Source organism: Pseudomonas sp. 13159349 (assembly GCF_013305685.1).
In the GTDB taxonomy this organism is placed as follows: Bacteria; Pseudomonadota; Gammaproteobacteria; order Pseudomonadales; family Pseudomonadaceae; genus Aquipseudomonas; species Aquipseudomonas asiatica.
The window spans coordinates 174,635-200,000 of the sequence record NZ_CP045553.1 but is presented as its reverse complement, the minus strand read 5'-3'; the positions used below and the strand labels follow the sequence as shown (position 1 = coordinate 200,000).

The 25,366-nt window shown below is 59.0% G+C and carries 17 protein-coding genes and 4 rRNA genes (1 of these 21 only partly in view); 14 read left to right on the top strand and 7 right to left on the bottom strand.

All coding sequences use genetic code 11. The features are described from left to right. From GEV38_RS00925 to GEV38_RS00900, 6 genes are all read right to left on the bottom strand, one after another. Positions 1-611: ribosomal RNA gene (locus tag GEV38_RS00925) — 16S ribosomal RNA — on the bottom strand (it extends 926 nt beyond the left edge of the window). A 447-nt stretch (positions 612-1,058) separates the two neighbouring features. After that, positions 1,059-1,174 (bottom strand): 5S ribosomal RNA (gene rrf / locus GEV38_RS00920). Between the two features lie 131 nt (positions 1,175-1,305). Continuing rightward, positions 1,306-4,197 (bottom strand): 23S ribosomal RNA (locus GEV38_RS00915). A gap of 317 nt (positions 4,198-4,514) precedes the next feature. Beyond that, positions 4,515-6,051: ribosomal RNA gene (locus GEV38_RS00910) — 16S ribosomal RNA — on the bottom strand. Together the 16S, 23S and 5S rRNA genes form the textbook arrangement of a ribosomal RNA operon. Before the next feature lie 566 nt (positions 6,052-6,617). Next, positions 6,618-7,838 (bottom strand): CaiB/BaiF CoA-transferase family protein, encoded by a 1,221-nt coding sequence (locus GEV38_RS00905; RefSeq protein WP_015268508.1) that lies wholly within the window; start codon positions 7,836-7,838, stop codon positions 6,618-6,620. Positions 7,839-7,852: 14 nt separating this feature from the next. Continuing rightward, a complete protein-coding gene (locus tag GEV38_RS00900) occupies positions 7,853-9,034 on the bottom strand; it encodes an acyl-CoA dehydrogenase (RefSeq protein ID WP_054572518.1) in 1,182 nt (393 codons plus the stop codon). A gap of 161 nt (positions 9,035-9,195) precedes the next feature. Here GEV38_RS00900 and GEV38_RS00895 point away from each other — a divergent pair, with 161 nt between their 5' ends. The 10 genes from GEV38_RS00895 (at position 9,196) to GEV38_RS00850 (ending at position 19,022) form a co-directional block, all read left to right on the top strand. Then, the gene (locus GEV38_RS00895; protein ID WP_054572517.1) at positions 9,196-10,095 is read left to right on the top strand and encodes a LysR family transcriptional regulator; all 900 of its coding nucleotides are present in this window, start codon (positions 9,196-9,198) and stop codon (positions 10,093-10,095) included. Positions 10,096-10,531: 436 nt separating this feature from the next. After that, entirely contained in the window at positions 10,532-11,653 is a 1,122-nt protein-coding gene (locus GEV38_RS00890; RefSeq protein ID WP_015268506.1) for a Re/Si-specific NAD(P)(+) transhydrogenase subunit alpha, read from the top strand. Positions 11,654-11,664: 11 nt separating this feature from the next. After that, positions 11,665-11,979, top strand: coding sequence for an NAD(P) transhydrogenase subunit alpha (locus tag GEV38_RS00885; protein ID WP_003256966.1), 315 nt, complete (start codon positions 11,665-11,667; stop codon positions 11,977-11,979). 2 nt (positions 11,980-11,981) lie between these two features. Further along, a complete protein-coding gene (locus GEV38_RS00880) occupies positions 11,982-13,418 on the top strand; it encodes an NAD(P)(+) transhydrogenase (Re/Si-specific) subunit beta (RefSeq protein WP_015268505.1) in 1,437 nt (478 codons plus the stop codon). 186 nt (positions 13,419-13,604) lie between these two features. Continuing rightward, entirely contained in the window at positions 13,605-15,098 is a 1,494-nt protein-coding gene (locus GEV38_RS00875) for an acetyl-CoA hydrolase/transferase family protein (protein ID WP_015268504.1), read from the top strand. 393 nt (positions 15,099-15,491) lie between these two features. Next, complete coding sequence (locus GEV38_RS00870) at positions 15,492-15,707, top strand: DUF1127 domain-containing protein (protein ID WP_003256968.1); 216 nt, start codon at positions 15,492-15,494, stop codon at positions 15,705-15,707. Between the two features lie 306 nt (positions 15,708-16,013). Next, complete coding sequence (locus tag GEV38_RS00865) at positions 16,014-16,331, top strand: DUF2388 domain-containing protein (RefSeq protein WP_015268503.1); 318 nt, start codon at positions 16,014-16,016, stop codon at positions 16,329-16,331. 88 nt (positions 16,332-16,419) lie between these two features. Beyond that, on the top strand, positions 16,420-16,713 hold the full coding sequence (locus GEV38_RS00860) for a DUF2388 domain-containing protein (protein WP_015268502.1): 294 nt from the start codon (positions 16,420-16,422) through the stop codon (positions 16,711-16,713). A 36-nt stretch (positions 16,714-16,749) separates the two neighbouring features. Continuing rightward, positions 16,750-17,070, top strand: coding sequence for a DUF2388 domain-containing protein (locus tag GEV38_RS00855; RefSeq protein ID WP_015268501.1), 321 nt, complete (start codon positions 16,750-16,752; stop codon positions 17,068-17,070). Beyond that, entirely contained in the window at positions 17,067-19,022 is a 1,956-nt protein-coding gene (locus GEV38_RS00850; RefSeq protein WP_054572516.1) for a DUF4105 domain-containing protein, read from the top strand. Before GEV38_RS00855 ends, GEV38_RS00850 begins: the two co-directional genes overlap by 4 nt. Positions 19,023-19,148: 126 nt before the next feature. Here the strand turns inward: GEV38_RS00850 and GEV38_RS00845 are convergent, their stop codons facing one another. Further along, the gene (locus GEV38_RS00845) at positions 19,149-19,550 is read right to left on the bottom strand and encodes a GFA family protein (protein WP_015268499.1); all 402 of its coding nucleotides are present in this window, start codon (positions 19,548-19,550) and stop codon (positions 19,149-19,151) included. Positions 19,551-19,817: 267 nt separating this feature from the next. Between GEV38_RS00845 and GEV38_RS00840 the strand changes: the two genes are divergently transcribed. The 4 genes from GEV38_RS00840 to GEV38_RS00825 all read left to right on the top strand — a co-directional run bounded on the left by GEV38_RS00840 (position 19,818) and on the right by GEV38_RS00825 (position 25,251). After that, complete coding sequence (locus GEV38_RS00840; protein WP_173895528.1) at positions 19,818-21,125, top strand: CitMHS family transporter; 1,308 nt, start codon at positions 19,818-19,820, stop codon at positions 21,123-21,125. A gap of 71 nt (positions 21,126-21,196) precedes the next feature. Continuing rightward, a complete protein-coding gene (locus tag GEV38_RS00835; RefSeq protein WP_015268497.1) occupies positions 21,197-21,967 on the top strand; it encodes a TerC family protein in 771 nt (256 codons plus the stop codon). A gap of 194 nt (positions 21,968-22,161) precedes the next feature. Then, entirely contained in the window at positions 22,162-23,820 is a 1,659-nt protein-coding gene (locus tag GEV38_RS00830) for a Na/Pi cotransporter family protein (protein ID WP_015268496.1), read from the top strand. 30 nt (positions 23,821-23,850) lie between these two features. Further along, a complete protein-coding gene (locus GEV38_RS00825) occupies positions 23,851-25,251 on the top strand; it encodes a pitrilysin family protein (protein ID WP_173895526.1) in 1,401 nt (466 codons plus the stop codon). The last annotated feature ends 115 nt before the right edge of the window (positions 25,252-25,366 follow it).

The window sequence follows — 25,366 nt, the reverse complement described above, 5'->3', positions numbered from 1 at the left end:
CCCGGGGCTTTCACATCCAACTTAACGAACCACCTACGCGCGCTTTACGCCCAGTAATTCCGATTAACGCTTGCACCCTCTGTATTACCGCGGCTGCTGGCACAGAGTTAGCCGGTGCTTATTCTGTCGGTAACGTCAAAACAGCAAGGTATTAACTTACTGCCCTTCCTCCCAACTTAAAGTGCTTTACAATCCGAAGACCTTCTTCACACACGCGGCATGGCTGGATCAGGCTTTCGCCCATTGTCCAATATTCCCCACTGCTGCCTCCCGTAGGAGTCTGGACCGTGTCTCAGTTCCAGTGTGACTGATCATCCTCTCAGACCAGTTACGGATCGTCGCCTTGGTGAGCCATTACCTCACCAACTAGCTAATCCGACCTAGGCTCATCTGATAGCGCAAGGCCCGAAGGTCCCCTGCTTTCTCCCGTAGGACGTATGCGGTATTAGCGTTCCTTTCGAAACGTTGTCCCCCACTACCAGGCAGATTCCTAGGCATTACTCACCCGTCCGCCGCTGAATCAAGGAGCAAGCTCCCGTCATCCGCTCGACTTGCATGTGTTAGGCCTGCCGCCAGCGTTCAATCTGAGCCATGATCAAACTCTTCAGTTCAATACTGCTTGGGTTTTTAAGAAACCCTAAACTTGGCTCAGCAATCTCAAATGACTATGTGATTTCTCGCATGGCCACTTGTGATGCTGATAATCTTTGTGACTATCAGTCCGTACTCACAAGCACCCACACGAATTGCTTGATTCGATTTGTTAAAGAGCGTTTGGTTAAGAGCCTTTCGCCTCAACCGAGGCGCGCATTCTACGCTTTCCTCATTTGCTGTCAAGCGTTTATTTTGAAGTTTTTGGCGAGAAACTCGTTTAACTTCAGACACTTAACTCGCTTCGATCTCTCGTCGCGGGAGGTGAATAATACAGCATTCAGAAACGCTGTCAACCACCTTTTTACCACCACCGGCTGGCCTTCAGCCTACCAGGAGAAGCGATAGCTTCTACTTAAAGACAAAACCCCTACCTGCATGTGCAGATAGGGGTTTTGCGAAATGAATCTTGACGATGACCTACTCTCACATGGGGAAACCCCACACTACCATCGGCGATGCATCGTTTCACTGCTGAGTTCGGGATGGGATCAGGTGGTTCCAATGCTCTATGGTCGTCAAGAAATTCTGTTGCCAGAATGTCCAGATGGACAGCCCAGCGAATTCGGATATGCGATATTTGTGATGTTGCGAACTTTCGGTTGCTTCGTCTTCACCACCGCAATCTGCGCTAGCAAATTGCTTGGGTGTTATATGGTCAAGCCTCACGGGCAATTAGTATTGGTTAGCTCAACGCCTCACAGCGCTTACACACCCAACCTATCAACGTCGTAGTCTTCGACGGCCCTTCAGGGGATTCAAGATCCCAGTGAGATCTCATCTTGAGGCAAGTTTCCGCTTAGATGCTTTCAGCGGTTATCTCTTCCGAACATAGCTACCCGGCAATGCCACTGGCGTGACAACCGGAACACCAGAGGTTCGTCCACTCCGGTCCTCTCGTACTAGGAGCAGCCCCTCTCAAATCTCAAACGTCCACGGCAGATAGGGACCGAACTGTCTCACGACGTTCTAAACCCAGCTCGCGTACCACTTTAAATGGCGAACAGCCATACCCTTGGGACCGGCTTCAGCCCCAGGATGTGATGAGCCGACATCGAGGTGCCAAACACCGCCGTCGATATGAACTCTTGGGCGGTATCAGCCTGTTATCCCCGGAGTACCTTTTATCCGTTGAGCGATGGCCCTTCCATACAGAACCACCGGATCACTAAGACCTACTTTCGTACCTGCTCGACGTGTTTGTCTCGCAGTCAAGCGCGCTTTTGCCTTTATACTCTACGACCGATTTCCGACCGGTCTGAGCGCACCTTCGTACTCCTCCGTTACTCTTTGGGAGGAGACCGCCCCAGTCAAACTACCCACCATACACTGTCCTCGATCCGGATAACGGACCTGAGTTAGAACCTCAAAGTTGCCAGGGTGGTATTTCAAGGATGGCTCCATGAGAACTGGCGTCCCCACTTCAAAGCCTCCCACCTATCCTACACAAGCAAATTCAAAGTCCAGTGCAAAGCTATAGTAAAGGTTCACGGGGTCTTTCCGTCTAGCCGCGGATACACTGCATCTTCACAGCGATTTCAATTTCACTGAGTCTCGGGTGGAGACAGCGCCGCCATCGTTACGCCATTCGTGCAGGTCGGAACTTACCCGACAAGGAATTTCGCTACCTTAGGACCGTTATAGTTACGGCCGCCGTTTACCGGGGCTTCGATCAAGAGCTTCGCTTGCGCTAACCCCATCAATTAACCTTCCGGCACCGGGCAGGCGTCACACCCTATACGTCCACTTTCGTGTTTGCAGAGTGCTGTGTTTTTAATAAACAGTCGCAGCGGCCTGGTATCTTCGACCGGCATGGGCTTACGGAGCAAGTCCTTCACCCTCGCCGGCGCACCTTCTCCCGAAGTTACGGTGCCATTTTGCCTAGTTCCTTCACCCGAGTTCTCTCAAGCGCCTTGGTATTCTCTACCTAACCACCTGTGTCGGTTTGGGGTACGGTTCCCAGTTATCTGAAGCTTAGGAGCTTTTCTTGGAAGCATGGTATCAACCACTTCGTCGCCTAAAGGCAACTCGTCATCATCAGCTCTCGGCCTTGAAATCCCGGATTTGCCTAAGATTTCAGCCTACCACCTTAAACCTGGACAACCAACGCCAGGCTGGCCTAACCTTCTCCGTCCCTCCATCGCAATAACTGGAAGTACAGGAATATTAACCTGTTTTCCATCGACTACGCTTTTCAGCCTCGCCTTAGGGACCGACTAACCCTGCGTCGATTAACGTTGCGCAGGAAACCTTGGTCTTTCGGCGTGCGAGTTTTTCACTCGCATTGTCGTTACTCATGTCAGCATTCGCACTTCTGATACCTCCAGCAAGCTTCTCAACTCACCTTCACAGGCTTACAGAACGCTCCTCTACCGCGTCATCAAAGATGACACCCGTAGCTTCGGTGCATGGTTTGAGCCCCGTTACATCTTCCGCGCAGGCCGACTCGACTAGTGAGCTATTACGCTTTCTTTAAAGGGTGGCTGCTTCTAAGCCAACCTCCTAGCTGTCTAAGCCTTCCCACATCGTTTCCCACTTAACCATGACTTTGGGACCTTAGCTGACGGTCTGGGTTGTTTCCCTTTTCACGACGGACGTTAGCACCCGCCGTGTGTCTCCCATGCTCGGCACTTCCAGGTATTCGGAGTTTGCATCGGTTTGGTAAGTCGGGATGACCCCCTAGCCGAAACAGTGCTCTACCCCCTGGAGTGATACATGAGGCGCTACCTAAATAGCTTTCGAGGAGAACCAGCTATCTCCGAGCTTGATTAGCCTTTCACTCCGATCCACAGGTCATCCGCTAACTTTTCAACGGTAGTCGGTTCGGTCCTCCAGTCAGTGTTACCTAACCTTCAACCTGCCCATGGATAGATCGCCCGGTTCGGGTCTATACCCAGCGACTAAACGCCCTATTAAGACTCGCTTTCGCTACGCCTCCCCTATTCGGTTAAGCTCGCCACTGAATATAAGTCGCTGACCCATTATACAAAAGGTACGCAGTCACCTAACAAAGTAGGCTCCCACTGCTTGTACGCATACGGTTTCAGGTTCTATTTCACTCCCTCTCCGGGGTTCTTTTCGCCTTTCCCTCACGGTACTGGTTCACTATCGGTCAGTCAGTAGTATTTAGCCTTGGAGGATGGTCCCCCCATATTCAGACAAAGTTTCTCGTGCTCCGTCCTACTCGATTTCATTGACAAGAGATTTTCGTGTACGGGGCTATCACCCACTATGGCCGCACTTTCCAGAGCGTTCCACTAATCTCAAATCAACTTAAGGGCTGGTCCCCGTTCGCTCGCCACTACTAAGGGAATCTCGGTTGATTTCTTTTCCTCAGGGTACTTAGATGTTTCAGTTCCCCTGGTTCGCCTCTTGCACCTATGTATTCAGTACAAGATACTCAGCTTGTGCTGAGTGGGTTCCCCCATTCAGAGATCTCTGGATCACAGTCTGTTTGCCGACTCCCCAAAGCTTATCGCAGGCTACCACGTCTTTCATCGCCTCTGACTGCCAAGGCATCCACCGTATGCGCTTCTTCACTTGACCATATAACCCCAAGCAATCTGGTTATACTGTGAAGACGACATTCGCCGAAAATTCGCATGTTGCTCTTTCGAGCAGAACTCACAAATTTTACCTTAGCCTGATTAACCAGCAGTGAAACTGGTCATCAGTCTATATCTATCACATATCCGAATTTTTAAAGAACGATCTGACAAAAGTCAGAAATCAACATTCGAAACGAATGCTCATTTCCAAGTTCTGACCAGCAACAACACAAGATCCATACAGGATCTTGATCGTCTTCAACCATGAATCAAGCAATTCGTGTGGGAGCTCATCAGCAGGCTGATGTCGTCGATTAAGGAGGTGATCCAGGCCGCAGTTCCCCTACGGCTACCTTGTTACGACTTCACCCCAGTCATGAATCACACCGTGGTAACCGTCCTCCCGAAGGTTAGACTAGCTACTTCTGGTGCAACCCACTCCCATGGTGTGACGGGCGGTGTGTACAAGGCCCGGGAACGTATTCACCGCGACATTCTGATTCGCGATTACTAGCGATTCCGACTTCACGCAGTCGAGTTGCAGACTGCGATCCGGACTACGATCGGTTTTGTGAGATTAGCTCCACCTCGCGGCTTGGCAACCCTCTGTACCGACCATTGTAGCACGTGTGTAGCCCAGGCCGTAAGGGCCATGATGACTTGACGTCATCCCCACCTTCCTCCGGTTTGTCACCGGCAGTCTCCTTAGAGTGCCCACCATAACGTGCTGGTAACTAAGGACAAGGGTTGCGCTCGTTACGGGACTTAACCCAACATCTCACGACACGAGCTGACGACAGCCATGCAGCACCTGTGTCAGAGTTCCCGAAGGCACCAATCCATCTCTGGAAAGTTCTCTGCATGTCAAGGCCTGGTAAGGTTCTTCGCGTTGCTTCGAATTAAACCACATGCTCCACCGCTTGTGCGGGCCCCCGTCAATTCATTTGAGTTTTAACCTTGCGGCCGTACTCCCCAGGCGGTCAACTTAATGCGTTAGCTGCGCCACTAAAATCTCAAGGATTCCAACGGCTAGTTGACATCGTTTACGGCGTGGACTACCAGGGTATCTAATCCTGTTTGCTCCCCACGCTTTCGCACCTCAGTGTCAGTATCAGTCCAGGTGGTCGCCTTCGCCACTGGTGTTCCTTCCTATATCTACGCATTTCACCGCTACACAGGAAATTCCACCACCCTCTACCGTACTCTAGCTCGCCAGTTTTGGATGCAGTTCCCAGGTTGAGCCCGGGGCTTTCACATCCAACTTAACGAACCACCTACGCGCGCTTTACGCCCAGTAATTCCGATTAACGCTTGCACCCTCTGTATTACCGCGGCTGCTGGCACAGAGTTAGCCGGTGCTTATTCTGTCGGTAACGTCAAAACAGCAAGGTATTAACTTACTGCCCTTCCTCCCAACTTAAAGTGCTTTACAATCCGAAGACCTTCTTCACACACGCGGCATGGCTGGATCAGGCTTTCGCCCATTGTCCAATATTCCCCACTGCTGCCTCCCGTAGGAGTCTGGACCGTGTCTCAGTTCCAGTGTGACTGATCATCCTCTCAGACCAGTTACGGATCGTCGCCTTGGTGAGCCATTACCTCACCAACTAGCTAATCCGACCTAGGCTCATCTGATAGCGCAAGGCCCGAAGGTCCCCTGCTTTCTCCCGTAGGACGTATGCGGTATTAGCGTTCCTTTCGAAACGTTGTCCCCCACTACCAGGCAGATTCCTAGGCATTACTCACCCGTCCGCCGCTGAATCAAGGAGCAAGCTCCCGTCATCCGCTCGACTTGCATGTGTTAGGCCTGCCGCCAGCGTTCAATCTGAGCCATGATCAAACTCTTCAGTTCAATACTGCTTGGGTTTTCAAGAAACCCTAAACTTGGCTCAGCAATCTCAAATGACTATGTGATTTCTCGCATGGCCACTTGTGATGCTGATAATCTTTGTGACTATCAGTCCGTACTCACAAGCACCCACACGAATTGCTTGATTCGATTTGTTAAAGAGCGTTTGGTTAAGAGCCTTTCGTCTCAACCGAGGCGCGCATTCTACGCCTTCCTCATTTGCTGTCAAGCGTTTATTTTGAAGTTTTTGCGAGAAACTCGTTTAGCTTCAAACACTTGACTCGCTGCGATCTCTCGTAGCGGGAGGCGAATCATACAGCGCTTAGAAGCGCTGTCAACCATCATCTCAACCGCTGCCGATCATTCGATCGAAGCGCTCCTGACACTACTTGAATCGCCTAACTAATTGATTTGCAAGAAGTTTTGCGCTTCGACTACGTCAGAAGTGGGGCGCATTATAAGGGGATTCGAAACCGCGTCAACCCTTAATTTCAAGAAACTTTGATATCGCTGAAAAGCAAAGCGGGAAGGCCTGACGGCCTCCCCGCTTTCACCTAGGCCACAGGCCCTTAAAGGACGCCAGCACTGCGTAGCCGTTGCACCTCACCGGCACCCAGCCCCAATACATCCTCCAGCACCACCTCGGTATGCTCACCCAGCAGCGGCGGCGCCCGACGGTACTCCACCGGCGTCTCCGACAGCCGTATCGGGCTCGCCACCTGCGGCACGCTTCCCGCCAACGGATGCGGAATGCTTACCGCCAATCCGCGCGCCAGCACCTGCGGGTCCTGGAACATCTGCGCCAGGTCATTGATAGGCCCGCACGGCACACCTGCAGCCTCCAGTTGGCTCACCCATTCCGCCGTGGTCTTGAACACCGTGGCCTGGCGAATCAGAGGAATCAGCTCAGCCCGGTTGGCAACCCGCAGCTTGTTGGTAGCGAAACGCGGGTCGTCCGCCCACTGCGGCTGCCCGGCCACCTCGGCGAACTTGCGGAACTGGCTATCGTTGCCCACGGTAAGGATGAAGTCGCCATCCGCCGTCGGAAAATCCTGATAAGGCACGATATTGGGGTGCGCATTACCCAGGCGACGAGGCGGGTTGCCCGTGGTCAGGTAGTTCATCGCCTGATTCGCCAGGCAGGCCACCTGCACATCGAGCAACGCCATGTCGACATGCTGGCCCACCCCGGTCTGCTCGCGATGGGCGAGGGCAGCGAGGATCGCCACCGTGGAATACAACCCGGTAAGGATGTCGGTCAGCGCCACCCCTACCTTGACCGGCCCCGCACCTTCCTCACCTTCCGGGCGGCCGGTCAGGCTCATCAGCCCGCCCAACCCCTGGATCATGAAGTCATAACCCGCGCGCCTTGCATAAGGCCCGGTCTGCCCGAACCCGGTGATGGAACAATAGATAAGCCGCGGGTTGATCGCCTTCAGGCTCTGGTAGTCCAGACCGTAGGCAGCCAACCCACCAACCTTGAAGTTCTCGATGACGATATCGGACTTCTCCGCCAACTCACGCACCAGGCGCTGCCCCTCGGCCTGTGTGAAGTCGATGGTAACCGAGCGCTTGTTGCGGTTGGCCGACAGGTAATAGGCCGCCTCACTGGTGTTCTCACCCTCGGCATCCTTGAGGAAGGGCGGCCCCCATGAGCGTGTATCGTCACCACTGCCAGGGCGCTCGACCTTGATCACATCGGCACCAAGGTCAGCGAGAATCTGGCCAGACCATGGGCCGGCCAACACGCGAGAAAGGTCCAGCACCCGCAGATGTGATAGCGCGCCCATGGGCTGGCTCCTTATCAATAGAAGGCCTGGATGCCGGTCTGCGCACGCCCCAGGATCAGTGCATGCACATCGTGAGTACCTTCATAGGTGTTGACCACCTCCAGGTTGACCAGGTGACGAGCCACGCCGAACTCATCGGAAATGCCATTGCCACCCAGCATGTCACGCGCCATGCGAGCAATATCCAGCGCCTTGCCACAGGAGTTGCGCTTCATGATCGAGGTGATCTCCACTGCAGCTGTGCCTTCGTCCTTCATGCGCCCCAGACGCAGGCAGCCCTGCAGTGCCAGGGTGATTTCCGTCTGCATGTCGGCCAGCTTCTTCTGGATCAACTGGTTGGCAGCCAACGGGCGACCGAATTGCTGACGGTCCAGGGTGTACTGACGCGCGGTGTGCCAGCAGGCTTCCGCAGCGCCCAGCGCACCCCACGAGATGCCATAGCGGGCGGAGTTCAGGCAGGTGAACGGGCCTTTGAGGCCGCGTACATCCGGGAAGATGTTTTCCTCCGGCACGAATACGTTATCCATGACGATTTCGCCAGTGATGGAGGCGCGCAGGCCGACCTTGCCGTGAATCGCCGGCGCGCTGAGGCCTTGCCAACCCTTTTCCAGAACAAAGCCGCGGATATCACCCGCATCGTCCTTGGCCCAGACCACGAATACATCGGCGATCGGGCTGTTGGTGATCCACATCTTGGCGCCAGTCAGGCGGTAGCCGCCGTCGACCTTCCGGGCACGAGTGATCATCGAACCCGGGTCGGAGCCGTGGTTGGGCTCGGTCAGGCCGAAGCAACCGATCCACTCGCCGCTGGCCAGCTTGGGTAGGTACTTCTGCTTTTGTGCCTCGGTACCGAACTCGTTGATTGGCACCATCACCAGCGACGACTGCACACTCATCATCGAGCGATAACCCGAGTCGATGCGCTCTACCTCGCGAGCAATCAGGCCATAGCACACGTAGTTCAGGCCACTGCCACCGTACTGCTCGGGAATCGTGGCGCCCAGCAACCCGACCTCACCCATTTCACGGAAGATCGCCGGGTCGGTCTGTTCATGACGGAAGGCCTCGAGCACACGCGGGGCCAGCTTGTCCTGGGCGAACTGATAAGCGCTGTCACGCACCATGCGCTCTTCTTCAGTGAGCTGCTGATCGAGCAGCAGCGGGTCGATCCAGTTGAAGCTTGCTTTACCGGCCATGAGCGAAATCCTCGAAATAGGGGGCAGTTTCTTGTGCCTTTGAGCCTAGGCCTGATCGGCCGCCGGGACAAACGAGGATTGCGCACCAATTAGTGATAATTTGTCACTTCGTAAATCGGCAAAACGCCATATTGACAGCCTTACGAGTGAGGTTGACGTACATGCGCCGCAAGATCCCCAGTACCGCCGCCCTGGTTTGCTTCGAGGCGGCGGCCCGCAACGAGAGCTTTACCAAGGCCGCCCAGGAACTTGCACTGACCCAGGGCGCCGTCTGTCGGCAGATAGGCGGCCTGGAAGCCTTCCTCAATGTGGAACTGTTCCGCCGCTCGCGCCGCGGCGTGAAGCTGACCGAAGCAGGCCTTTCCTATAGCCGCCAAGTGGCCGCCCAACTGGACGCGGTAGAGCGCGACACCTTGTCAGTCATGCGCCAGCAGGGCGCCAACGTGATCGAGCTGGCCGTCGTGCCCACCTTCGGTACCCAATGGCTGCTACCACGGCTAAAGGACTTCCAGCAGCGCCACCCGGAGGTCACGGTAAACCTCACCAACCGCACCCGGCCATTCCTGTTTGCCGACACCACCTTCGATGCCGCTATCTACTTCGGCGATGCCGACTGGTCCGGCACCCAGTCGCACCGGCTGATGGGGGAAAACCCGGTACCGGTGTGCAGCCCGGCGCTGCTGGGCGGGCAGGGCACACTCGACGCTCAGCGTATTGCCCAACTGCCACTGCTGCAGCAGAGCACGCGCCCCTATGCCTGGCGGCAATGGTTCGGCAGCGTCGGCATGAATGTGGAACGCGACATGACAGGCCCGCGCTATGAACTATTCTCGATGCTCGCTCAGGCGGCCATGCATGAGATGGGCATCGCCCTGATTCCACCGTTCCTGATCCAGCGCGAGCTGGAGGAGGGTAGATTGGTGGTCGCTAACAGGCATGCCCTGAGTAGTGACAAGGCCTACTATCTGATGATTCCCGAGCGCAAAGTGGAGTCGGCTTCGCTGCGCGCCTTCCGTGACTGGCTGGTAAGCCAGGCCCAGGCGTACACGGCCAAGACGTGAGCAGGCACGATAAATTGACTCCGTAGTCAATTATTTTTAACACCTACAGATATATGTATTTGTCGCATATACATAAACTGTTATGCAGGAGCAAAAATCCGCTTTAACCCTGCTTACGGCGCGGCTTCGCGGGTTATTTTGCGACATTCACCAAGCCGTAAGCGAATCAACCGCAAATTTTTTGTTTTTTTCTCCTAATCTGCCAATAGCCTATGTTTGACAGGCTGCAGCCTGACCGTTGCGACATACGGTCACAGGGTGACTTGTAGTTTTGACTTCGTTTCGCTCCAGAACCGGTTGAAGGCCTCTGGCTTCGTCTGCAAAATGCTTCGCCCGCCCGGAATTCGGCGGGTCGGCGCTCCACAGCCGCCCCAGCGCACCATCCGAAGTGCGCTGGCTTTTAAAAAGACAAAAGGTCACCGCAGGAGAAATAGTCGTGCACATTGGTGTTCCTCTCGAGACGCAGACCGGTGAGACAAGGGTCGCTGCGACCCCGGAAACCATCAAGAAACTGATTGGCCAGGGCCATCAGGTCACCGTCCAACGGGGGGCAGGGCTCAATGCCAGCATTCCGGACAGTGCCTATGAGGCCGTGGGTGCTTCCCTAGGGAGTGCAGCCGATGCCTACGGCGCCCAATTGGTGCTCAAAGTGGTCGCCCCCAACGACCAGGAACTGGCCCTGATCAACAGTGGCAGCCTCCTGGTGGGCATGCTCAACCCCTTCAACAGCGAGCTGATCGGCAAGATGGCCGAGCGCGGCATTACCGCGTTCGCCCTGGAAGCCGCGCCGCGCACCTCGCGGGCGCAGAGCCTGGACGTGCTGTCGTCGCAGGCCAACATCGCCGGTTACAAGGCGGTGTTGCTGGCTGCCCATCACTACCCACGCTTCATGCCCATGCTCATGACCGCCGCCGGTACCGTCAAGGCCGCGCGCGTGCTGATCCTGGGCGCGGGCGTAGCCGGCCTGCAGGCCATTGCCACGGCCAAGCGCCTGGGCGCGGTGATCGAGGCATCCGACGTACGCCCGGCCGTGAAGGAGCAGATCGAGTCGCTGGGCGCCAAGTTCATCGACGTACCCTACGAAACCGATGAAGAGCGCGAGTGCGCCGAAGGTGTCGGCGGTTATGCCCGTCCGATGCCGGCAAGCTGGATGCAACGCCAGGCCCAGGCCGTGCACGAACGCGCGAAGCAGGCGGATATCGTCATTACCACTGCGCTGATCCCGGGGCGCAAGGCGCCGACCCTGCTCAGCGCCGAAACCGTCGCGCAGATGAAGCCCGGCTCGGTGGTCATCGACCTCGCAGCAGCCCAAGGCGGCAACTGCCCACTGACTGTCGCCGACCAGGTGGTACAGGAGAACGGCGTGATCATCGTTGGCCCGACCAACCTGCCGGCCCAGGTGGGCGCCGATGCCTCCGCACTGTATGCACGCAACCTGCTGGACTTCATGAAGCTGCTGTTCGACAAGGACGGCGCGCTGGTCATCAACCTCGAAGACGACATCGTCGCGGCCTGCCTGATGTGCCGTGATGGTCAGGTCGTCCGCAAGAACGGCTAAGGAGCACGACAATGGAAGACATGCTGATTTCCCATGGCATCTACAACCTGATCATCTTCGTGCTGGCCATCTATGTGGGCTACCACGTGGTGTGGAACGTCACCCCGGCGCTGCACACGCCGCTGATGGCCGTGACCAACGCCATCTCCGCGATCGTCATCGTCGGAGCCATGCTGGCCGCCGCCCTGACGGTAACCCCGGCCGGCAAGCTGATGGGCACCCTGGCGGTGGCCCTGGCCGCGGTCAACGTGTTCGGTGGCTTCCTGGTCACCCGTCGCATGCTTGAGATGTTCAAGAAGAAAACCAAGAACGAGGCGCAGAAGTAAGCATGAGCATGAATCTGGTAACGCTCCTCTACCTCGTCGCCTCGGTGTGCTTCATCCAGGCGCTCAAGGGCCTGTCGCACCCGACTACCTCGCGCCGCGGCAACCTGTTCGGCATGATCGGCATGGGTATCGCCATCGTCACTACGGTCGGCCTCATTTATAAGCTCGGGGCCGAGCTTGCCACCGCCGGCATCGGCTACGTCCTCGTTGGCTTGCTGGTCGGCGGCACCGCCGGTTCGATCATGGCCAAGCGCGTCGAGATGACCAAGATGCCGGAACTGGTCGCCTTCATGCACAGCATGATCGGCCTGGCAGCGGTGTTCATCGCCATCGCCGCGGTGCTGGAACCGCAATCGATGGGCATCGTTGCCGCCATGAGCGACCCGATCCCCACCGGCAACCGCCTGGAGCTGTTCCTCGGCGCAGCCATCGGTGCCATTACCTTCTCCGGCTCGGTGATCGCCTTCGGCAAGCTGTCGGGCAAGTACAAGTTCCGCCTGTTCCAGGGTGCACCGGTACAGTTCGCCGGCCAGCACAAGCTGAACCTGATCCTCGGCCTGACCACCATCGCCCTGGGCCTGCTGTTCACCTTCACTGGCCACTACAGTGCCTTCACCCTGATGCTGGTATTGGCCTTCATCATGGGCGTGCTGATCATTATTCCGATCGGGGGCGCCGACATGCCGGTGGTGGTGTCGATGCTTAACAGCTATTCGGGCTGGGCAGCGGCCGGTATCGGCTTCTCGCTGAACAACTCGATGCTGATCATCGCAGGCTCTCTGGTCGGCTCGTCCGGTGCCATCCTTTCGTACATCATGTGCAAGGCGATGAACCGTTCGTTCTTCAACGTCATCCTCGGTGGCTTCGGTGGTGATACCGATGCTGGCGCGGCGCAAGGCTCCAAAGAGCAGCGCCCGGTGAAGTCTGGCTCTGCCGACGATGCCACCTTCCTGCTCAGCAACGCCGACAGCGTGATCATCGTCCCGGGTTATGGCCTGGCGGTGGCTCGCGCCCAGCACGCGCTCAAGGAACTGACCGAGAAGCTGAGCCACAACGGTGTGACCGTGAAGTACGCGATCCACCCGGTGGCCGGCCGTATGCCCGGGCACATGAACGTGCTGCTGGCGGAGGCCGAAGTGCCGTACGACCAAGTGTTCGAGATGGAAGACATCAACGCCGAGTTCGGCCAGGCCGATGTGGTGCTGGTGCTGGGCGCCAACGACGTGGTGAACCCTGCGGCGAAGAACGACCCCAAGTCGCCGATCGCCGGCATGCCGATCCTCGAAGCGTTCAAGGCCAAGACCATCATCGTCAACAAGCGCTCCATGGCCAGCGGCTATGCCGGCCTGGACAACGAACTGTTCTATCTCGACAAGACCATGATGGTGTTCGGCGACGCCAAGAAGGTCATCGAAGACATGGTCAAGGCCGTGGAGTGACAATGGCAGCTGCAAACCAGCTGATATAAAGGAAGCCCCGGTCAGAATCTGCCGGGGCTTTTCTTTTATTGATCCGGATCAACGGCTCTATTCCAAGGCTTCTCATACGACCATGGTCGTGGGACGGCAAGGGGCGAAGTCTCTAGACTGCGCTGCAGTAGTTTCAGTAGCCCGAGATAACAATCCATGTACCGTGATCGTATCCGCTTGTCCTCCCTGCACAGCAAGGTAATGAGTGCGGCTGATGCCGCTGGTCTGATCGAGGACGGCATGACCGTCGGCATGAGCGGTTTCACCCGCGCCGGCGAAGCCAAGGCCGTACCACATGCACTGGCCGAACGTGCCAAGCAGTCGCCACTGAAAATCAGCCTGATGACCGGCGCCAGCCTGGGCAACGACCTGGACAAGCAATTGACCGAGGCCGGCGTGCTGGCTCGCCGCATGCCGTTCCAGGTCGACAGCACCCTGCGCAAGGCCATCAACGACGGCCAGGTGATGTTCATCGACCAGCACCTGTCGGAAACCGTCGAGCAGCTGCGCAACCAGCAGCTGAAGCTGCCGGACATCGCGGTCATCGAAGCCGTGGCCATCACCGAGCAAGGCCATATCGTGCCAACTACCTCGGTGGGCAACTCGGCCAGCTTCGCGATCTTCGCCAAGCAGGTGATTGTCGAGATCAACCTCTCGCACAACACCAACCTCGAAGGCTTGCACGACATCTATATCCCGACCTACCGCCCGACCCGCACGCCAATCCCGCTGGTCAAGGTCGACGACCGTATCGGCAGCACCGCCATCCCGATCGACCCGGCCAAGATCGTCGGCATCGTCATCAGCGACCAGCCGGACTCGCCGTCCACCGTATTGCCGCCGGATGACGAAACCCAGGGCATCGCCGACCATCTGATCAACTTCCTCAAGAAAGAAGTCGAAGCTGGCCGCATGACCAACAAGCTCGGCCCGCTGCAGGCCGGTATCGGCAGCATTGCCAACGCAGTGATGTGCGGCCTGATCGAGTCGCCGTTCGAAGACCTGACCATGTACTCCGAAGTACTGCAGGACTCCACCTTCGACCTGATCGACGCCGGCAAGCTGAGCTTCGCCTCGGGCAGCTCGATCACCTTGTCGACCCGCCGCAACGCCGACGTGTTCGGCAACCTGGAGCGTTACAAGGACAAGCTGGTACTGCGCCCGCAAGAAATCTCCAACCACCCGGAGGTGGTCCGTCGCCTGGGCATCATCGGTATCAACACCGCGCTTGAGTTCGATATCTACGGCAACGTCAATTCCACACACGTGTGCGGTACCAAGATGATGAACGGCATCGGCGGCTCGGGTGACTTCGCCCGTAACGCCCACCTGGCCGTGTTCGTCACCAAGTCGATTGCCAAGGGTGGCGCGATTTCCAGCGTGGTGCCGATGGTCAGCCATGTCGACCACACCGAGCACGATGTGGACATCCTGGTCACCGAGCAAGGCTTGGCCGACCTGCGCGGCCTGGCGCCACGCGAGCGCGCCCGGGCGATCATCGACAACTGTGTGCACCCGGACTACCGCGCAGCACTGAGCGACTACTTCGATCGCGCCTGCCAGCGTGGCGGCCATACCCCGCACATCCTGCGTGAAGCCCTGAGTTGGCACGAGAACCTGGAAGAAACCGGGCGCATGCTGGCTAGCTGATACAAATGAGGAATGGAACGGCGGCCCTGCTTCCGCTGTTCCGGTCTTTATTCTTGTGATCCTGGGGCCGCTTTGCGGCCCCTTTCGCGACACAAGGCCGCTCCTACAGGAGCAAGCATTACAGCACCAGTTATTTTTAAACAAAACTGTACTACTGTACTTGTTATTTTTAGCCCTTCCGCCTGAAAGATCCCGTCTCCGAAGCCAGAACGCACCAAAAAAGGGCGGACCAGTACAGTTACGCCAGTTTAGAGTGCAACAGTAGGGTTACACAGTTAACTGGACCATCGTCTTTCAACCGAACTGTATCTACTGTTATGGACGACAGAGGAGGATCATTGGCATCAGTTAAATCACTACCTAATCCCGCCATAAGCGGAAGGATGAAACATCATGGAACGTACCCTCAGTTCCGGTCTGGTTTTTGAAAGCAACGCCCAACAATCCAACGCTTCGCTGCCGCTGCGCGCTCTGTCCACCTTGCTGCTGTGGCAGCGCCGCATGGCCAGCCGCCGTCAACTGGCTCGCCTGGACGCCCGCCTGCTGGCCGACGCCGGTATCAGCGAGTCGCAGCGTTACGAAGAGCTGAGCAAGCCATTCTGGCGCTAAGCTCCGGCTTGCCGGCTTCGGCCGGCACCGCGAATTCCCGAAACCCGTTGCAGGTGACTGTGACGGGTTTTTTGTTTGCAGGCGGCATGCCAGAGCCTTTTACAAGCGTACCTGTACAGTTTTAAAAATCATAAAACAGACCATAACAGTTTATTGGTGCGCTGTTCATTAACATCCAGAAACACCGGCGCGTGATACGCTTGGCGTAACAGTCTGGTAGAACGCACTGTTGAAAAGTACCGCGACGAGCTGTGCGAGCGTCCGATAAAGCAGAACCACCCGACCCTAGTCCAGGAGTCCACGATCATGTCCCGTAAATACCTGATTGGCGCCGCCCTGATGCTGAGCCTGGCCGGCACCGCAAACGCCACCAGCTTCGTTGTAACCACCGACGCCGTCGTTGGCGCAGTGGCCGCGTCCACCGATGCCACTTCCGATATTTCCTCCTCGTTCCGTGACGACAAGATCGTCCAGGCCGCCCGTGACGACGCCGCCAGCTTCGTTGGCAGCCAGGGCGACATCCGCGGTGCCAAGCTGGAAAGCGCTTTCCTGCACATCCGCTCGCAGATGCCAACCCTGCAGGCCAGCGACGCGCAACTGGCCCAGGCCATTCTGGCGCTCTGACCCCGCCTGAGCCGTTCAGCTGTGCTGGCCACCACCAGCACAGCCGTACTCACCATTGCCGCCCACGTTTCCAGCTGTTGTAGAGCCCATGCGTTATCTGTTGCCGTTGCTGTTCTCCGTTATTGGCATGGCCAGCGCCCATGCCATGGATACCACTACGCAAAGCCTGGTCATCACCGGCTATGTCACCAGCCAGGTCACCAGCGCACCGTTCGACCGCAAACTGGTCCGCCAGGCCCAGGACGATGCCGCTGCCTTCGTCGCCAGCGACGGCCAGATCCGCGGTGCACGGCTGGAGGCAGCACTGGAATCATTACGCCACAATTGCGCACGGCATACCGTCGGCGATCTGGAACTGGCGCAAGCAATTCTCGTCCAATAATTAAATCTGACTCCCTGTATTTTTCGGAGATGCTCCATGCGTAAACCGCTGATTGCCGCTACCCTCGGCATGCTGCTGCTGGCCGACCTGGCCCAGGCACAGACCCTGGTGGCCACCAGCAATATCATCGTGCGCGCCTTTGGCCGTTCGATCGATTTCACCTCTGACACCACCACCTCGATCCGCGATTCCAAAGTGGTGCGCGAAGCCCATGACGACGCCGCCAGCTTTGTCGCAAGCAACGGTGAGATCCGCGGCGCCCAGCTCGAGGCCGCCTTCAACACCCTGCGCGAGCGCGTGCCGCAAGCGCGTGACGCCAGCGACCAGGTACTGGCTGAAGCCATCCTCGCGCTGTGAACCGCGTGCGCGCCTGGCTGCTCGGCTGCGCCCTGACGCTGCTCGGCACGCCCGCCCTGGCCGATCTGCAGCTCGAGCTGCAGGCGTCCGGCCTTGACTCACAGCAGGCCCTGGCCACTCAGGCTCTGCTCGACGAAGCCATGGGCAAGCTGCCCCCCAGCTTCAAGCAACAGCTGAACCGCCGCGTGCGTGTCAGCTGGAGCGACAACATGCCTGCCGACGCCTATGGCCAGGCATCGCTGGTCTCTACCCTCGAACTCAATCGCCGCCTGCTGCCCAGCCTCACCGATGGCAGTGCGGCCACCGAACGCACCAACCGCCCGCATGGCACGGTGCGAGAAGAACTGCTGGCCACCGTGCTGCACGAACTCACCCATATCTATGACCGTGCCCGGCTGTGGCCCAGCGCCGAGAACGCGCTGATCGCTCGTTGCAAGCGCCAGCAAGGTACGTTGGGCAAGGTCGGTCTGCCCGAAGCATGCCGTGGCCAGGCCGAGCGCCGCTTCACCCTCAGCGACGACCCGCGCCTGCTTGACCTGGCCGGCTGGCAGCAGTACGTGGGCCGACGCGGCGAGCGCGAGCAGCACAACGGCCAGTTCGTGCGCAGCCCCGACAGCTATGAACTGAGCAGCCCCAAGGAGTACATCGCGGTCAACATGGAGTACTTCCTCCTCGACCCGAGCTACGGCTGCCGCCGTCCGGCGCTGAACCAGTACCTGCGCGAACACTTCGGCTGGGCACCGCAGCAGGACAGCTGCGCCAAGGGCCTGCCGTTCATCAATGCCGGCAGCGACTTCGCCCGCCAACCGCTGGGCGAAATCGACCCCGAGCGGGTCTATGAGGTGGACTACCTGCTGGCCGAAGCCAACCAGAACCTGGTCAGCCGCTGGGGCCACAGCATGCTGCGCCTGGTGATCTGCAAGCCGGGCCGCCCACGCGGGCCGGACTGCCGCCTGGACCTCGACCAGAGCCTGGTGCTGTCGTACCGTGCCTTCGTCAACGATGTGCAACTTTCCAGCTGGGACGGCCTGGTCGGCGCCTACCCCTCGCGCCTGTTCGTGCTGCCGCTGGGCCAGGTGATCGACGAGTACACCAAGACCGAACTGCGCAGCCTGGCCTCGGTGCCCTTGCGGCTCGACCGCGACGAGATCGAGAACCTGGTGCGTCAGGCCGCCGAAATGCACTGGAGCTACGATGGCAACTACTGGTTCCTGTCCAACAATTGCGCAGTAGAGTCGTTGAAGCTGCTGCGCAGCGGCACCGCCAACCCGCGCCTGAACGACCTCGACAGCATCATGCCCAATGGCTTGCTGGCTGTGCTCAAGGGCAGGGGACTTGCCGACACCAGTGTGCTCGACGACCCCCGCGAAGCGTTGCGCCTGGGTTATCGCTTCGACTCCTACCGTGACCGTTACCAGGCCATGTTCGAGGTGTTGAAGAAGCAGTTGCCAATAAAGCAGGACAAGGTCGAGGACTGGCTGGCCCTGGACGCCGAGCAACGGCGGGCCTGGTTCGCCCAGGCCGACCTGCGTACCAGCGCCGCCTTGCTGCTGCTTGAACAGGCCAGCTTGCGCCGGCAACTGCTGCTGGCCCAGGACGAGGTCAAGCAGCGTTACCTGAACGCCGCCGCGCTGAAGGATGGCAGCGTCAGCAAGGCCGATGCGACCCTCAGACAAATGCTCGCCAACAGTGGCTTCCTCAGCCGCCCGGCAGAGTTGCTCGACAGCAAGGGCTACGGGCTGCCGCAGCCGCAGGAGCGCAAGCATCTGCAGCAGGTCAGCAGCGAGCGGCAAGCGCAGTTGCTGCGCTTGAGCACGAGCCTGGACAAAGAGGTGAGGGCGCTGCTGGAGCCGTCGCGGGCCAAGGAAATTGCGGCGGTGGAAGCCAATGTGAAGCAAGTGGGCGAACATCTGCGGGCATTGCACAAGGCTGCAGGAGGCCTGCAGTTGTAAATATGGCTGTACTGGCCCTATCGCCGGCAAGCCAGCTCCCACAAGATCACCATAGGTCTGAAGGTGGTGGGACACCTGTGGGAGCTGGCTTGCCGGCGATAGGGCCATCAGCACCAACACAATCTCTTACAGGTTCTCCTCGGCCTCCGAAGGCAAATCCTCATCCAGATGCAACCAAGGCAACCGGCTACCCACCCAGATATGCCGGTTGGCCCTGACCCGTTCCGGGTGGTCCAGCGTCGCCACCGTCACATCCACCGTCTCCGGGCTATGTGTAGTCACCAACGCCACATGCGCCCCGCAATGCCCACAGAAGTACCGGCTGCAACTGGCCGGCGCCACATAGCAGTTCGGCTCGCCCGCCAGCCACCGGAACCCCGAGCGGGGCAGGGTGAGCCAGGTCATCACCAGCCCGCCACTGACCCGCCGGCAGATCGAACAATGGCAATGGGCAATGTCCGTCAGGTCGCCCTCCAACCGATAACGCAAGGCGCCACAATGGCAGCCACCCTCGGTCACATCCTGCATCACCTACCTCTCGTCGCCTTTGCTTCGGCGAAAGCTGGCTGAAAGCTTGCCCTCATAGGATAGCCCCCACTACCGGCACAAGACCGGTCAGCCAGGGCACCCGGTAACCACCGCGCCCGGCCCAATCAACAACAACAATGGTGATTCTGATGTATTCCTGTGCCCAACTTTCCGTAGCCCCCCTCCGCATGCTCCCTGCACAGCGCCAAGCGCGCTGATCCGCCCGAATCGACGTTCCTTTCGCCGCGCCACGCCTGGAGTACTGCCATGCTGACCTTCCTCGGCTTTGCCATGGTCATCACCTTCATGTACCTGATCATGACCAAGCGCCTTTCGGCCTTGATCGCGTTGATTCTGGTACCGATCCTGTTCGCCCTGTTCGGCGGTTTTTCCGCCAAGATCGGCCCGATGATGCTCGAGGGCATCAGCAAGCTCGCACCTACCGGCGTGATGCTGATGTTCGCCATCCTCTATTTCGCCCTGATGATCGATTCCGGCCTGTTCGACCCGGCCGTGCGCAAGATCCTCAAGCTGGTCAAGGGCGATCCGCTGAAAGTGTCCGTCGGCACCGCGGTACTGGCCCTGGTGGTCTCGCTCGACGGTGACGGCGCCACCACCTACATGATCTGCTGCGCCGCCATGCTGCCAATGTACAGCCGCCTGGGCATGAGCCCGCGGATCATGGCCGGCCTGATCATTCTCGCCGGCGGGGTAATGAACATGACCCCCTGGGGTGGCCCGACCGCCCGCGCCGCCAGCGCCCTGCACGTGGACCCGTCGGACATCTTCGTGCCGATGATCCCCGCCATGCTGTTCGGTGTGCTGGCGATCCTGGCCATCGCCTACATGTACGGCAAGCGCGAACGTGCCCGCCTGGGCGAGTTGCACCTGCCCACCGACGACATCGACCACAGCGAAATTACCGTTTCGCAGTACCCGGACGCGCGCCGGCCAAAATTGCTGTACTTCAACGGTGCCCTGACCGCTGCCCTGATGGTCGCGCTGATTGCCGGCGTGTTACCGCTGCCCGTGCTGTTCATGATCGCCTTCAGCATCGCCATGATCGTCAACTACCCGTGCCTGCAGCAGCAGAAAGACCGCATCGCCGCCCACGCCGGCAGCGTGCTGGCGGTCACCGGGCTGATCTTTGCCGCCGGCATCTTCACCGGCATCCTGTCGGGCACCGGCATGGTCGACGACATGTCCAAGAGCCTGCTGTCGGTCATCCCCGAGGCGTTGGGCCCATACCTCGCGGTGATAACCGCGATCGTGAGCATGCCGTTCACCTTCTTCATGTCTAACGACGCGTTCTACTATGGCGTGCTGCCGGTGCTGGCCGAAGCTGCCAGCCACTACGGCATCAGCCCGGTGGAAATGGCCCGTGCTTCGATCGTCGGGCAACCGGTACACCTGTTAAGCCCCCTGGTACCCTCCACCTACCTGCTGGTGGCCCTGGCCGGCATCGAGTTCGGCGATCATCAGCGCTTCACCTTGAAGTGGGCAGTGCTGGTGTGCCTGTGCATAATGCTCGCCGCGCTGCTGATGGGGATTTTCCCGCTGTTCAGTAGTCTTTAATAAACACGTATTTCCCTAACGCGACGCGCCCGGATCCGGGCGCGTCGCCTTTACCGTTCGAAGGAAGACACATGGAATGGCTGACCAGCCCGGAAATCTGGGTTGCCTTTTTTACCCTTACCGCGCTTGAGATCGTCCTCGGTATCGATAACATCATCATGATCTCGATTCTGGTCAGCCGCATGCCCAAGCACATGCAGCCGCGCACCCGGATCTTCGGGCTGGCCCTGGCCATGGTCACTCGTATCATGCTGCTGCTGTCGATCACCTGGGTCATGCGCCTTACCGCCGACCTGTTCGTGGTCATGGGCCAGGGCATCTCCGGGCGGGACCTGATCCTGTTCTTTGGTGGCCTGTTCCTGCTGTGGAAAAGCTCGCAAGAGATCTATCACGGCCTGGAAGGCGAGGACGAAAACCCGGAAGAACCGAAAGGCGCGGGTGGCAAGTTCTTCTACACCATCATCCAGATCGCCATCATCGACATCGTGTTCTCGCTGGACTCGGTGATCACGGCGGTGGGCATGGTGTCCCACGTACCGGTGATGATCGCCGCGATCATCGTCGCCGTGCTGGTGATGATGCTGTGCGCCGGCACCATCAGCGATTTCATCGACAAACATCCTTCGTTGAAGATGCTCGCACTTTCGTTCCTGATCGTGGTCGGTACCGTGCTGATCGCCGAATCTTTCGACGTACATGTGCCTAAAGGCTATGTCTACTTCGCCATGGCGTTCTCGCTGGCGGTGGAAGCCATCAACATCCGCATGCGAACTGCCTTGGCCCGCAAGAACGGCAAAGAGCACGAGCCAGTGAAACTGCGCAAGGACATTCCGGGTCAATAAGATCAGGAAGTGCAGGACAAAGGGCCCTTCGGGCCCTTTTTTCATTTCCGCCGTATTTCAAACAAATGACAGCCATGCGAAGCTGGCGACAGCTCCGCAAAACAACTAAAGCTTTGAGTGAGCACTGAAAATTCTTCAAACGCTCACGCTTCGTCTCTTGGCCCTCTGGGCCGATGCAACAGGGGGCCGTCGCCATGCTGACCCTGCTCAACCTGCTCTCGGCCGTTACGCTTCTGGTCTGGGGCACCCACATCGTGCGTACCGGCATACTCCGGGTATTCGGCTCGAGCCTGCGGCGCATCATCAGCCAGAACATGAGCAAACGCCCGCTCGCGTTCGTCGCAGGCATTCTGGTCACAGCCCTGGTGCAAAGCAGCAACGCCACAGCCATGTTGGTCACCTCGTTCGTCGGCCAAGGTCTGATGGCCATGACCCCGGCCTTGGCAATCATGCTCGGCGCCGACGTGGGTACCGCGCTGATGGCCCGGGTGCTGACCCTGGACCTGTCCTGGCTGTCGCCGCTGCTGATCTTCCTGGGTGTGATCTTCTTCCTCTCGCGCAAGCAGACGCGGGCGGGGCAGCTGGGCAGAGTAGGCATCGGGCTTGGCCTGATCATCCTGGCACTGGAGCTGATCGTGCAGGCAGCTACACCGATTACCCACGCCCAGGGCGTAAAGGTGCTGTTCGCTTCGCTGACCGGCGACATCATGCTCGACGCCCTGGTCGGCGCACTGTTCGCCATGATTTCCTATTCCAGCCTGGCCGCCGTGCTGCTCACTGCGACACTGGCCGGCGCCGAAGTGATCAGCCTGCCGGTGGCTATCGGCCTGGTGGTGGGCGCCAACATCGGCAGCGGATTGCTGGCCTTCATCAGCACCAGCATGCAGAACGCCGCTGGACGCCGTGTGGCCCTGGGCAGCCTGCTGTACAAGCTGATCGGCCTGCTGCTGATCATCCCAGTGCTGCACCCGCTGGTGGGTTGGATGGACTCACTGAGCTTCAGCCCACAGGAGCTGGTCATCGGCTTCCACCTGCTCTACAACACGCTGCGTTGCCTGATCATGCTACCCACGGTCAAACCTATGGGCCGGCTGTGCAACACCCTGCTACCCGAACGGGAAAACGGCAACGGCCAGATTCGCCCGCGCCATCTCGACACCTCGGCGCTGGAAACACCCAGCCTGGCCCTGGCCAACGCCTCCCGCGAAACCCTGCGCCTGGGCGATATCGTCGACAGCCTGCTCGAAGCCATGCTCGGTGCCCTGCGCGGTACCCAGGCCGCCTTGCCGCAACAGGTCCGCGCCCTTGGCGAGGACGCCGAAGCCTTGTACAGCGCGATCAAGCTGTACCTGGCGCAGATTTCACGTGAAGGCCTCAGCGAACAGGATAACCGCCGCTGGGCAGAAATCATCGAACTGGCGATCAACCTCAAGCTGGCCTGCGACCTGATCGAGCGTATGCTGCGCAAGGTCCAGCAGCAGAAAACCAGCCAGCGCCGGGAGTTCTCCCAGGTGGGCCTGGAAGAACTCACCGGCTTGCAGGAACAGCTTCTGGCCAACCTGCGCCTGGGCTTGTCGGTGTTTCTCAGTGCCGACCCGGAAAGCGCCCGTCTGCTGCTGCGGGAAAAACGCCGATTTCGCGCCCAGGAACGGCGCCTTGCCCACGCCCATGTCAGCCGCCTGCAGCGCAAGGTAGTGCAAAGTATCGAGACCAGTTCGCTACACTTGGAGCTGATCGCCGACATGAAACGGTTGAACTCTTTGTTCTGTAGCAGTGCCTATGTGGTACTGGGCGGCTCGGACACGGGCGGGCTGATGCTCGACAGCGTGCCGGACGAAGCCCGCCTGCCGTGATTTCGCCTACCTGAGGACCCAAGCTCGCCCATGCGTTGCCTGATGTTCGTTTGCCTGCTGATCTGCAGCCTGCCCTCATTCGCCCTCGACCGCTCGCGAGTTGAAGGTTACCTGTTGCCCAACGGCCTGCAGGTCATCCTGAAAAACGGCTATGAACGTGACCATGTAGCGATTCGCCTGGTGGTCGGCGTCGGCCTGGATGACTTCAATTGCGAGCAGAAAGAGCTGCCGCACCTGCTCGAGCACCTGCTGTTCAGCGGCATCGACGCAACCGGCGAGGGTGGCCTGGAAGAGCGCCTGCAATCGCTGGGCGGCGAGTGGAACGCCTACACCAGCAGCGCCGACACCACCTTCGTCATCGAAGCCCCGGCGCGCAACCAGCGCAAAGTCCTCGACCTGCTACTGGCGGTGATTCACGAAACCCGCATAGATGCCAAGGCCCTGGGCACCGCCAAGCGCATCATCAAGCGTGAAGATGGCGGCCATTATGGCCACCTGCAGCGCTGGCTCGACCGCCAGGACATCGGCCACCCCGCCAGCGACCAGTTGGCCACCGAGCTAGGCCTGAAATGCCCGGAGCGCTCCAACCTCGACGACATGACCCTGGAGCAGGTGAACACCTTGCGTGACCGCTGGTACGCGGCCAACAACATGACCCTGATAGTGGTCGGCGGCCTCGACCGCCTGCTGCCGGCCTACCTGGAGCGTACCTTTGGCGAATTGCCCGCCACCGAGCCGGAGGAGCGCCGCACCCTGGAAAGCATCGGCCAGCAAGCTGAACAGCGCCGCGACCTGACCCGCGGCTGGCTGGGCGACAGCGTCAAGCTGCACTGGCTGTTCGTCGAGCCGGTGCTGGACAACGACCATCAGGCCACCCTCGACCTGCTGTCGCACTACCTGGATTGGGCGCTGTATGACCAGCTGCGCTTGCGCAACGGGTTGTCCTACGGCCCTTCGGCACAACGCGAGAGCTTCGGCGACACTGGCCTGCTAAGCCTCAATGCCGACCTGGAGCGCGAGGACATCGACCAGGCGGTCGAGGTGATGCAGAAATTGTTCGATCACCTGCGCAAGGAAGGCCTCGACCCGGACACCTTCGAGCGCATCAAGTACGCCAGCGTCGCCAAGGAAAGCTGGAGCACCCAGGGCAACAGTGCCTTGGCCGACTACTATTGGGGCGCGCTGAACGACTATAGCGACGGACGCTTCGCCAACCCGGTGCGCAAGCTGCGGCAGGTCAGCCTGGCGCAGGCCAACGAGGCGCTGAAGGAACTGCTCAAGGAAGATGGCTATGTGCGTATCGAAAAGCCGTTGCTTGGCTATGATGAACTCTATGGGCTGGTTGCCTTGCTATCGGGGCTGATCCTGGCAGCGGGGCTGTTGCGCTGGCGTCGCCACGGTCCGGAAAAACCGAGCGGTGCTACACGCTAGCGGTGAATCGGCGGTATCCTTTTGCCAGTACCGGCCCCTTCGCGGGTATCGCAACGCGGTCCCTGTGGGAGCGGGTTCACCCGCGAAGAAGCCGGCACAGCCACCATATCCTTTC